Consider the following 12,298-nt stretch of genomic DNA (forward strand, 5'->3'; position numbering starts at 1 on the left):
TATTCATAAGAAAATCAGATATAATTTAACAGATTATATGGTAGATAATATGTTTTTTATGAGCAATAAGTTCTGTAAAATTATAACATTTTGACTTTAGAGATGTTTCTCATTATAGTCTGAAAAAATTGTTGGGTATCATAAGGTTTGATAATAACATCATTCATACCTACAGATAAGGCTTGACTTCTGATTTCTCCTTCTTCTACCGCAGTCAAAGCTATTATGGGAATATTAGCATTAAAAGTACGTATAACTTTGGTGGCCTCAAGGCCATTCATCTCTGGCATATTGATATCCATTAATACCAAATCGAATTTTTCGTCTTTTAACATTTCGATAGCACTCATTCCATTACTGGCTATATTACAGGTGTATCCTTTTTTCTTTAAAATATTTTGTGTCACAATTTGATTGATTCTATTATCGTCAACAATAAGAACATAAAAATTACTTGTGCCGATACTTAAGTTTTCTCCAGTGTTTAAAGAGTTTTCTTGTTCTCTAACAGCTTTTAGGTAGAAAAGGTCAAAATAGAATTCAGATCCTTTATTTTCTGCACTGTTAATGAAGATTTCGCTATTATGCAAATGAATTAATTTTTTTACAATTGCTAATCCAAGCCCAGTTCCTTCGTATTCTTGATTTTCATTTTTTACCTGTGCAAAATTATCAAAAATAGTTTGTTGCTTGTTTTCAGGTATTCCGATACCATCATCTTTTACAATAAAACGTAATAAATATCCTTGGTTTTCACAATCTACACATTTTACAGTAATCCAGATATTTCCATCCTTAGTAAATTTCAAGGCATTACCAATTAGATTTATAAGGATTTGAGATAGTCTAACAGAATCACCAAGTAATGTAGTATCTATTCTTTTATCGATATCAATATGAACAGTATTAGCGTTACTTTTTTGTTTTGCATGAAGTGAATTTACAATTCCTTCAATTAATGTTCTGATATCAAAAGATACTTTCTCTAGCTTAACTTCATTGGTTTCTATTTTACTTAATTGTAGTACATCATTAATTAAAGCTAAAAGATAATCTCCTGAAAATTTTAAGGATTCTAGATACTCATTTGTTTTCTTTTTGTCAGGATTCTCCATTAATAATGAAGTAAGACCTATAACACCATATAAAGGTGTTCTAAGTTCATGGCTTACTGTAGAGATAAATTGAGATTTTAATGTAGATACTTGTTCTGCAGTTTCTTTAGCGCTAATTAATTCTTTGTTTTTATCGAGAAGGTCATTGTTAAGCCTTTTCTTTTGTGTGTTATTTTTGTAAGAGCTTATCAAAAAAGCAAGAGATATTAGAATAAGGATTATGCCTAAGATAATACTGATTCTCCATTTTAAAACCTCTGATTCACTTTCTTTTTGCTCTGATTCAGCCTTTTTAGCTCTTTTTTCTAATAAATCAACCTCGTATTTTATATTGGCACGTCTAAGTTCTTTTAACTTTTTGTGGTCATTAGCCATCAAAATGTTCTGAAACTGTTTCTTTTGATAAATATATGCGTTTTGAAAATTGTCTTGTTTTCTATACAATTCTGATTTTGTTTCATAAGAAGAAGCTAATTCTTCGTAATATTGAGAAATAAGCTCATCGTTATTTTCTTTATTTTTAGTTTCTCCGTTAGCATATGAAATAGCTTGGTCTGTATATTCTTCTGCTTTTTGAAATCTTCTAACACTTAAAAAATATTTCCCTAAAAGGCCATTGAGTTTTGTCTTGACAAGATTGGATGAATTTCTATGAACTAATTTTCTTGCAGGTGCCAAGTATTCATATGAGCTATCAAAATCATGTCTAGAAATATAATACTCCCCAAGGTTAAGTAAGGGTTGTATCATTCTTGAAGTATCTTTTAATTCTATTGCATATTCATAAGACTTCTTATAATATTCTACACCTTTTTTACGGGTAAGGTTGTGTTTGGTAAATACACGTGCCAAATTATTATATAGATCAGTTTCTAAATTCTTACTTTTAGAACTCTTGGCATAGGTCAGCGCTTTACGATAATTCTTTCGAGCTTTATTATCATCTTCACTGGTCTCATAATTTTTAGCTATAATATTATAGATATGACCTAAACTCTTATCATCATTGTTGTAAAGAGCATTTTGAAGAGCTGCATTGGCAATTTCAATAGATTGCTCATACTTGTATTCTTCTTGTAATTTTTCAGCTTTTTCTATGTAAGATTGAATGCTATCTGAGACTTGAATAGACTGAGAATGCATTGATAGGGTTAAACTTATTAGAAATAAGATGGTTATATGTTGAATTTTGTTTTTCAATTCACAATAATTCTTATATTTAATTACATTGACGAAAATACAAAAATAGATTTAACATAGTGTAATTCACCGTAAAAAAAGTACTATTTATCCGTAATTCTTGTAGGTAAAACCTGTATTTTGTAGGAGAGACTTAAATTTATAAGAATACAATCAATGATTAGAAAAAACTATTCAGATATAAAAAATTAAAATTATGTAGTAATTATTGTTGTATAAGTAGATGTATATTTGCGGTGTGAAAAATTAATCAATATATAAATTTTTAAAAAAAACAAAAAATATGGCATTTGTAGGTAAAAAATTTCCAAGTCTTGATGTTGATGCAATGAATGATATGGGAGATACTTTTAAGCTTAATGTTTTAGAAGAAGCTAAAAACAAAAAGAAAAAAGTATTACTTTTTTGGTACCCAAAGGATTTTACATTTGTTTGTCCAACAGAATTACATGCTTTTCAAGAGGCATTACAAGAATTTGAAAAAAGAGATACTATTGTGATTGGTGCTTCTTGTGATACCCCTGAGGTGCATTTTGCATGGTTAAATACTTCAAAAGATAATGGAGGTATAGAAGGAGTAACATATCCTATTTTGGCAGATTCTAATCGTAATTTATCTAGTACTTTAGGTATTTTAGATGTTGCAAACGAAACTTATAATGAAGAAACAGGAGTTGTAACGGTAGAAGGTGATAACGTAACATACCGTGCAACATACTTAATTGATGAAGAAGGTACTGTTTTTCATGAAGGTATAAACCATATGCCAGTAGGAAGAAATGTAGCTGAGTTTTTAAGACTGATAGATGCGTATGCACACGTACAAAAAAATGGAGAAGTTTGTCCAGCTAACTGGGAAGAAGGAAAAGATGCAATGAATGCTGATAGAAAAGGAGTAGCTTCTTATTTGGCAGCACATTAATTAATAACCTTATTGAAAACAATTCAATGTATACTCGTTGAATTGTTTTCTCCATCATTTTAATCCAAAATAATATGTTACAAGAATTAGAAACAGACAGTTTGTCTCAATTAGTTCAGGATAATGATACAGTTATCGTACAATACTCAGCTACTTGGTGTGGTAACTGTCGTATTATGAAACCAAAATTTAAAAAACTGGCTTCAGAAAATGACAATGTTACTTTTGTTATTGTTGATGCAGAAAAATATCCTGACTCTCGAAAATTAGCAACTGTAGATAACCTTCCTACGTTTGCAACTTTCAAAAAAGGAGCTTTTGTAAATCAAATTCAAACGAATAAATTTGATGTTCTTAAAGAATTAGTAGATGAAGTTACCAGTAATTAAGCACCTTACTAGTTTTATAGAAGAAAACGACGAAGATTTTGTGGTTGAAACTATAGAAACTCTAGAAGCACTCACAGAAATACCTTCTCTAAAAGATGAAGAATTAGATATCATCGGTGAATTGATCTCTAATATGTATGGAGCGTTAGAGGTAGACAAAATGATAAAAGAAGGAACTCCTAAAAAAGAAGCTCTTAATAGCTTTATGAAAAGAGTCCTTGGCTCAATCGACACTTGAAAAAACATAAAAAACCTTCTAAGTTTCCTAGAAGGTTTTTTTTATTCTGCTGCATCCTTAAAAATAAGACTAGGTATTTATTACTTTTTTGATCAAAACAAAAAGGAAAAAACCTGTACTCAATTCATACCTTACTAAGTTGATAGCAATATGTTATAAAGCGAAGTCAAGTTAAAAAAGGATAATAGAGATCAATTATTATTATGAATTGATGAAAAATTAAAATCACTTCTTTATTAAAAAGATCGATATTATGATATAATCTTATTAATTTTAGGGCACTAAAAAAACTCAAATATTTATTATGGCTTCAATCACATTAAAAGGAAACGCAATTCATACTAGTGGAAATTTACCTAAAGTTGGGGAGAAAGCCCCTGATTTTGAATTGGTAAGTACGGATTTGTCAACTGCAAAATTATCTGATTATAAAGGGAACAGAGTAGTTCTAAACGTTTTTCCGTCTGTAGATACAGGAATTTGTGCTACTTCTGTCAGAGAATTTAATAAAGAAGCTAGTAATTTATCTAATACCAAAGTACTTTGTGTTTCTCATGATTTACCTTTTGCACAGGATCGTTTTTGTGGGGCAGAAGGATTAGAAAATGTAATTAACCATTCAGATTTTAGAACAGGAAAATTTGGTAAAGATTACGGATTAGATATTGTAGATGGACCGTTACAAGGGCTTCACTCTAGAGCGGTTATTGTTCTTGATGAAAATGGTACTGTGTTATATACAGAACAGGTACCAGAGATTGTACAAGAACCAGATTATGTAGCGGCATTAAAAACCTTATCATAAGATATCGATGAGTAAAGTTTCAAAATTTATTCTTGGCAGACTACGAGGTTGTGGTTATGCTTTTAAAGGAGCTTTATTACTTATAAAAACAGAACCTAGTATACAAGTGCAATTAGGAATTGCTGTTGTTATGACTATACTAGGTTTCTATTTTAATATTACTTCAACAGAATGGATTCTGCAAATATTTGCCATAGGGTTGGTAATGAGTATAGAAGGTGTTAATACTACAGTAGAAGCTATAGCAGATTTTATTCACCCTGATTTTCATAATAAAATTGGAATTATAAAAGATATTGCGGCTGGAGCTGTTTTTATAGCAGCAATTATAGCAGTAATAATAGGAGCAATAATTTATATACCATATTTCGTTTAGAAAATTTTTCAGGCATTTTTACGTTCCAATAGAGATATTCGTATTTTTGCGATAAGATACCCAAAAAATGGCCAAAAGAAAGGTAAGTACAAAACGGAAAACAACAAAAACAACAAAGACATCTAAAACCTCAGTAAAAGAAAAAGTTACACTATCTAGACAACAAAAAGTTGTTATTGGTAGTTTTCTGTTCTTTTTAGGGATAGGATTGTTTTTTGCTTTCGTTTCATTTTTTTTCAATTGGAAAATTGATCAAAGTGAGATTTCTCAATTTTATAACAGAACATCATCCCCAAAAAACTGGTTAAGTAAATTTGGTGCTGCGGTAAGCCATTTCTTTATATTTAAAGGTTTCGGAATTTCAGCTTTAATAATTCCAGTGCTTACTTCTTTGACAGGAATATATTTATTCTTTGACCTCAATAAGAAAAAATTAGTAGGATTTTGGTTTTGGGGAACATTGGTAATGATTTGGATTGCTGTTGTTCTTGGTTTTGTAGAAAAAGGAGGAGGATTACTAGCAGGAGTTATTGGATATGAAATTAATGATTTCTTTAGAGATTATATAGGTTTTATAGGTACTGTTTTAGTATTAGCATTTTTTGCAATAGTGTATATTGTAGTACGTCTTAGATATACACCAGAGAAGATTTCTGATTCCTTGAAGAATACACAAAAATCTATTATAAAAGATACTGATACAGTACGGCAAACCCAAAGTGTAGATACAAATGCAAAGTCATCTACAGAAGATACTGATTCAAGTATCAAAGAGAGAATAGATGCTATTGTTGCAAAATCTAATGACGCACAAAAACGAGAAGATGAAGAAAAAAAGGCAATAAAAAACTCTACAAACGAGATTAAATTAAAACCTACTGTTAATGAGGTATATGGTGATGCTAGTAATAAAAATGGTGAAGTTACCGAGAAGTTAGTCATAAAATCTGAGGATAATCCAGAAGATATTGCGATGGAGGTCGAGACCACAGTAGAAGAAGAGGTGGTAGAAAATCTGAGTGCTAAATTGGTTGAAGATTTTGGAGAATTTGATCCTAAGCTGGAGTTGGGTAATTATAAATTTCCAGCAATCAATCTTTTGAAAGATTATACTGTACAAACAGGAGGAATAACGATAGATCAGGGTGAGCTTGAAGAAAACAAAAATCGTATTGTAGAGACACTTAAAAATTATAAAATAGAGATAGCTCAAATAAAAGCAACTGTAGGTCCAACAGTAACATTGTATGAGATTGTTCCTGAAGCTGGAATTAGAATATCTAAAATAAAAAATTTAGAAGACGATATCGCACTATCACTAGCGGCATTAGGGATTCGAATCATTGCACCAATACCAGGTAAAGGAACAATTGGTATAGAAGTGCCTAATAAAAAATCTACAATTGTGTCCATGCGATCTGCAATATCCTCTTCCAAGTTTCAGAATGCAGAAATGGAATTACCTTTATCTTTAGGTAAAACGATCTCAAATGAAACCTTTGTTGTTGATCTTGCCAAAATGCCACACCTTCTTATGGCTGGAGCTACTGGGCAAGGTAAGTCTGTTGGGCTTAATGCAATATTAACCTCTTTACTCTATAAAAAGCATCCAGCAGAAGTGAAATTTGTTTTGGTAGACCCTAAAAAGGTAGAACTTACACTCTTTAATAAAATAGAACGACATTATCTCGCAAAATTACCAGATACAGATGAGGCAATTATAACAGATAATACCAAAGTAATCAACACGCTGAATTCTCTTTGTATAGAAATGGATAACAGATATGATCTGCTAAAGCAAGCTATGGTTAGAAATATCAAAGAATATAACGTAAAGTTTAAGGCAAGAAAATTAAATCCAGAGAATGGACATAGGTTTTTACCATATATAGTTTTGGTAGTAGATGAGTTTGCAGATCTTATCATGACAGCAGGAAAAGAAGTAGAAACACCAATAGCTAGGTTGGCACAATTAGCACGTGCTATTGGAATACATCTTATTATTGCTACCCAAAGACCTTCCGTAAATGTAATAACAGGTATGATTAAAGCTAATTTCCCTGCGAGAATAGCATTTAGAGTAACCTCTAAAATAGATTCTCGTACGATTTTAGATAGTGGAGGAGCAGATCAATTGATCGGTAGAGGAGACATGTTATTTACACAAGGAAATGATGTTGTAAGAATACAATGTGCTTTTGTAGATACTCCGGAAGTTGAACGAATAACTGAATATATAGGTAGTCAAAAAGCATATCCCGATGCTCATTTGTTACCTGAATATATAGGTGAAGAAAGTGGCACAAGTCTTGATATAGATAAAAAAGATAGAGATAAATTGTTTGCACAAGCAGCAGAAGTAATTGTAACGGCACAACAAGGATCGGCGTCTTTATTACAAAGAAAATTAAAGTTAGGATATAACCGTGCAGGTAGACTAATAGATCAATTAGAAGCTGCAGGCGTGGTAGGTCCATTTGAAGGGAGTAAAGCAAGGCAAGTTTTAGTGCCTGATCTTATAGCATTAGAACAGTTGTTAGATAATGAATAACAGATTGTTGTAGAGGTAAAATAATTAAAATTAGTAATTAAAGAAGAACTATATAAAATGACAAAAAAGATAATATTTCTATTATTTGTATTAGGTGTAACAACAATACAGGCACAGAATGCCAAAAGTCTTTTGGATGAAGTCTCAAGCAAAGTAAGAAGCTATTCTAATATTGTAATTAGTTTTAAATATGCTATCAATAATCCAGCAGAGAATGTTTCTCAAGAAACTAGAGGAGATGTAACATTGCAAGGAAATAAATATCTTCTTAATCTGATGGGAACAAAGCAAATATATGACGGAAAAAAAATACATATAATCATTCCCGAAGATGAAGAAATTAATATTTCTTCTCAAAGTGAAGATGATGATGCCAGTGTGACACCTTCTAAAATGCTAACTTTTTATGAAGATGGATACACTTATAAAATGGATATTGTTCAAAATGTAAACGGAAGAAAAATTCAATATGTAAAATTGATACCTATTGATTCAAAAAGTGATTTAAAAGAAATATTACTTGGTATCGATAAACAAACCAAGCATATTTATAAAATGATTCAAAAACAAAATAATGGTACCAATGTAACTATAACAGTAAATAGTTTTAAAACCAATCAGCCATTATCAAAAACATTATTTGTATTTGACGAATCAAAATATGGTAATTATTACATCAATAGGTTAGATTGATACTTACAGAAAAACATTAAATTATAAAAAGAACGGGTGTAAATGATTGCACACGTTCTTTTATTTTTTAATAAATGTATACTTTTGGCTATTAGAAAAAAGAAAACGTGTGAAAATTCTTGATAGATACATTTTAACAACCTTTGTAAAGACTTTTTTTCCTCTCTTTATAATTATTATGTTTATCCTATTGTTGCAAACAATATGGTTATTCATATCAGAATTAGCAGGAAAAGATTTAGATTTTTCGGTAATCCTAAAGTTTTTGACATTTGCTACACCAAGGTTAATTCCTATGGTATTGCCGCTTACAATTTTATTAACTTCAATTATGATTTTCGGGAATTTTGCTGAAAATTATGAATTTGCCGCAATGAAATCCTCTGGGATATCTTTGCCAAGAGCTATGAGAACATTAGCTGTTTTTATCTTTTTTGTAGGAATAGGAGCATTTATTTTCTCGAACACAGTTATTCCATCGTCAGAAAAAAGGTTTATTAATCTTAGAAAAAATATTGTCAAGGTCAAACCCGCAATGGTTATTACACCAAATCAATTTAATGATTTAGGAAATATAAACATTAAAGTTGCGGAAAAATATGGAGATAATGATGAATTGCTTAGAGATGTTATTATTCATAAAAAAGCAGCACGACCTGGTAATTTTACTGTAATAAAAGCAGTAGGAGGAGAATTGAAAGGTAGTGTTAATTCTGATTTGATAACCTTGATACTTAATGATGGGAATTATTATGATGAGATACATCAAAAATCTTCTCATAAGAAAAATAAACTTCCCTTTGCCAAAACACATTTTAAGCAATATGTACTTAATATAGATTTATCATCTTTAGGTAATGTAGATATGGATGCTCAACAGTATAGTAAAGGGTTTAATATGCTTAATGTAAGTGAGCTGAAAAATGAAATAGACTCAATATCAGGTAAAGTTAATAGAGATGTCAAAAATATAAATGCCGAAATAGACAGAAGAATTGGGCATGACGGATTAAATAAAAATATAAAGATAGATACATTACAAACTGCTAATATAGATACGCTTGATGTTAGAGATTATTTTGAAACACAAGACAAAATACGAATCTACCAGATAGCATCTTCAAATGTAGATGCAGTACTTAGAAAAATAGAAACTGCACAAAAGAATGTTACATTCAGACAACGAGCTCTTAATAAATATGAAATGTCATTACATAATAAATATGCTTTAGGAATTTCCTGTATTTTATTATTTTTTGTCGGAGCTCCTCTTGGAGCAATTATTCGTAAAGGAGGGTTAGGGTTGCCTATGGTTATAGGAGTTGTGTTGTTTTTAACCTATCATTTTATAGGTATTTTTGCCAAAAATGGAGCCGAAGAAGGAGGGGTTCCTCCATTTGTTGGTTCTTGGCTTTCTACATGGATTATATTTCCATTAAGTATCTTTTTGACATATAGGGCCGCAACAGATCAAGGAATCTTTAATATGGATATTATAATTCAACCTATTAGAGATTTCTTTACTAAGAAAAAAGAACAGAAAGAGCAGAAAGAATTTCAGAGAATGATAGAATCAATAAGTAGAGTTAAATCTACCAGTGCTACCTATCAATTAATGGCGGACTATGAGTACGAGAAACTCAAAGACGTTGTGATGAATTATAAATTAGAAGGGTATGACGAAGACTATAGAATAACTGCACTAAAAATCTTAGAAGAAAAAGGAATAACTATAGAAGAATTAAAAAAGAAAGGACATTTTCAAAATGAAGATTTTGATAGAGTTACTAGTTACTATAAAATGTTTAACGGGTTCTCTATAGCCTCTTTTTTGTTTAGTATAATTAATACGGTTATTGTATCAAGTAATGTAGTTGCAGGTTTGATATGTATTGTACTTTCTTTTGTAATGTTGTATGTGGCGATGAGTTATCATGGTCATTTTTATAGAGTACTTAAAAATAGAGCCAAGCCAACCAATGTCATTTTGGTTGTAATAGGAGTTCTCTTTTATGTAATTGGGTATTTCTATTTTAAAGGGACGATGAAACAAGACATAAAAGCAACACGATAAAACCTTTTAGAAAGTCAAAAAAAAAGAATTATATAAATTACCTTTGCTCCTTAGCTTAATAAGACCCAAAAATTATGTCAAAAATTACCGAGACCAAAAATAAAGTTCAGTTGAATACTATTCAAGAAGCCATTGATGATATTCGGCAAGGAAAGGTAATTATTGTGGTAGATGATGAAGATCGCGAAAATGAAGGTGATTTTATTGCAGCCGCAGAAAAAGTGACTCCAGAAATGATCAATTTTATGGCAACTCATGGTCGAGGGCTTATTTGCGCACCACTTACCAAAGATCGTTGTGAAGAATTAAATCTTGATATGATGGTGCAGAATAATACGGTTCTTCATGAAACCCAATTTACAGTGTCTGTAGATTTGATCGGTCAAGGTTGTACGACAGGGATTTCTGTTCATGATCGTGCAAAAACTATAAATGCATTAACTCAAGAAGATACAAAGCCTCATGATTTAGGGAGACCAGGGCATATTTTTCCGCTTAAAGCAAAAAATGGAGGAGTATTAAGACGTACTGGGCATACAGAAGCAGCAGTTGATTTAGCTAGATTAGCTGGACTTAAACCTGCAGGAATTCTTGTAGAGATTTTGAATGAAGATGGTACAATGGCAAGATTAGCTCAGTTGGTAGAAGTGGCAAAAAAGTTTGATCTTAAGCTGATTTCTATTGAAGATCTAGTAGCATATCGTATGCAGCATGACTCTTTGATAGAGAAAAAAGAAGATTTTGATATAGCAACACGTTTTGGTAATTATAGGTTAAGAGCTTACAAACAAACCACCAATGACCAAATTCATATTGCATTAACATTAGGTACTTGGAAAGAAAATGAACCAGTATTGACAAGAGTAAATACGACTTTGTTTAATAATGATATATTAGGAACATTAACCAATAATGCTGATAAACGCCTAGATGCTATGTTTAAGCGTATTAATACAGAAGGTAAAGGGGCAATCATTTTTATAAATCAAGAAAGTCAATCTCTTAATATATTAGGACGATTAAGTGCCTTAAAAGAACTTCAGAACGGTAAAGAAGTACAAAAAGCACCCAAAATAGCTATGGATAGCAAAGATTTTGGTATTGGTGCACAAATCTTACACGATATTAATATTCATAAACTAAGACTCGTTTCTAATACAGTGCAGCAAAAGCGCGTAGGTATGATCGGTTATGGTTTAGAGATAGTAGAATATGTAAAATACTAATAGGTATAGGTGGCTTAAAGGATAAGATTAGTCTTTGATATCTTGTCTCTAGATTATTTGTTTATAGAGGAATACAGTTACCCTCTCTACAATTGTTTAGTAAACAATTGTAGAGAGGGTATGATTTAGCTATCAAATGTACTTATTTAGTAATTTGATTTATGATTCTTTTTTAAGATTATATATCCCCCAAATCATTATAATTAATTCTAAGATTAAACCAATTGTATATTGGATAGAGATTCCGTCTAGAAAGGTGCTTATTATTCTTCCAAAGGCTAGCCCTCCCATAAAAATAATATTGCTAATTGTAGCGTTTCTCCAATGTGTAGGTTTTATTATACCAATACTCCAGTATATTGAAAATCCAATATATAGCCCCATCATTGCTCTAAAAATATTTTTGAGTTCTAAATTGGTGACACTAAACTCAAAAAATAAAGGTAAAATTTTATTTGGATTAAGACCATAAACTAAAGCAACTATACATACAATAATTGTAGATAAGCCAAGGTGTATATTCTTAATAACCGTATTCATTCCAGTTGTTTTTACCCAAAATCATTAGAGAAAATGCTAATTTAATAAATGTTCTTGTCTTGATGAGGTAAAAGAAGCATTACTAGTACCTGTTTTATTTGCTTATAAAAAACCACCGTCTTTGACGGTGGTCATGTTTTAAAGGCTCTGCCATTTTTTAGGTTTGCCA

11 protein-coding genes are annotated in these 12,298 nt (G+C 30.8%); 9 read left to right on the top strand and 2 right to left on the bottom strand.

Translation table 11 applies throughout. The annotated features are described in order from the left end of the window. Positions 1–80: 80 nt before the first annotated feature. A complete protein-coding gene (locus CVD18_RS07795) occupies positions 81–2,258 on the bottom strand; it encodes a response regulator (protein WP_103864883.1) in 2,178 nt (725 codons plus the stop codon). A gap of 340 nt (positions 2,259–2,598) precedes the next feature. Here CVD18_RS07795 and CVD18_RS07800 point away from each other — a divergent pair, with 340 nt between their 5' ends. From CVD18_RS07800 to ribB, 9 genes are all read left to right on the top strand, one after another. Next, complete coding sequence (locus tag CVD18_RS07800; RefSeq protein ID WP_103864884.1) at positions 2,599–3,237, top strand: peroxiredoxin; 639 nt, start codon at positions 2,599–2,601, stop codon at positions 3,235–3,237. 74 nt (positions 3,238–3,311) lie between these two features. Next, the gene (locus CVD18_RS07805) at positions 3,312–3,626 is read left to right on the top strand and encodes a co-chaperone YbbN (protein WP_103864885.1); all 315 of its coding nucleotides are present in this window, start codon (positions 3,312–3,314) and stop codon (positions 3,624–3,626) included. After that, positions 3,607–3,864: a hypothetical protein gene (locus tag CVD18_RS07810; RefSeq protein WP_103864886.1), complete on the top strand. Its 258-nt coding sequence runs from the start codon at positions 3,607–3,609 to the stop codon at positions 3,862–3,864. The genes CVD18_RS07805 and CVD18_RS07810 overlap by 20 nt, the downstream gene beginning before the upstream one ends. Before the next feature lie 304 nt (positions 3,865–4,168). Further along, positions 4,169–4,669 carry a thiol peroxidase gene (gene tpx / locus CVD18_RS07815; protein ID WP_103864887.1) on the top strand — a complete coding sequence of 167 codons (501 nt, stop codon included), beginning with the start codon at positions 4,169–4,171 and terminating at the stop codon, positions 4,667–4,669. Between the two features lie 7 nt (positions 4,670–4,676). After that, positions 4,677–5,045 carry a diacylglycerol kinase family protein gene (locus CVD18_RS07820; RefSeq protein WP_103864888.1) on the top strand — a complete coding sequence of 123 codons (369 nt, stop codon included), beginning with the start codon at positions 4,677–4,679 and terminating at the stop codon, positions 5,043–5,045. Between the two features lie 67 nt (positions 5,046–5,112). Further along, positions 5,113–7,596, top strand: coding sequence for a DNA translocase FtsK (locus CVD18_RS07825; protein ID WP_103864889.1), 2,484 nt, complete (start codon positions 5,113–5,115; stop codon positions 7,594–7,596). Between the two features lie 57 nt (positions 7,597–7,653). Next, positions 7,654–8,289 carry an outer membrane lipoprotein carrier protein LolA gene (locus CVD18_RS07830; RefSeq protein WP_103864890.1) on the top strand — a complete coding sequence of 212 codons (636 nt, stop codon included), beginning with the start codon at positions 7,654–7,656 and terminating at the stop codon, positions 8,287–8,289. 109 nt (positions 8,290–8,398) lie between these two features. Continuing rightward, the gene (locus tag CVD18_RS07835) at positions 8,399–10,363 is read left to right on the top strand and encodes an LptF/LptG family permease (RefSeq protein WP_103864891.1); all 1,965 of its coding nucleotides are present in this window, start codon (positions 8,399–8,401) and stop codon (positions 10,361–10,363) included. Between the two features lie 74 nt (positions 10,364–10,437). Then, complete coding sequence (ribB, locus tag CVD18_RS07840; RefSeq protein ID WP_103864892.1) at positions 10,438–11,589, top strand: 3,4-dihydroxy-2-butanone-4-phosphate synthase; 1,152 nt, start codon at positions 10,438–10,440, stop codon at positions 11,587–11,589. Positions 11,590–11,748: 159 nt separating this feature from the next. Here the strand turns inward: ribB and CVD18_RS07845 are convergent, their stop codons facing one another. Further along, positions 11,749–12,129 carry a DUF4345 domain-containing protein gene (locus tag CVD18_RS07845; RefSeq protein ID WP_103864893.1) on the bottom strand — a complete coding sequence of 127 codons (381 nt, stop codon included), beginning with the start codon at positions 12,127–12,129 and terminating at the stop codon, positions 11,749–11,751. Positions 12,130–12,298: the final 169 nt, after the last annotated feature.

The sequence above is a fragment of the Aquimarina sp. I32.4 genome (assembly GCF_002924285.1).
In the GTDB taxonomy this organism is placed as follows: domain Bacteria; phylum Bacteroidota; class Bacteroidia; order Flavobacteriales; family Flavobacteriaceae; genus Aquimarina.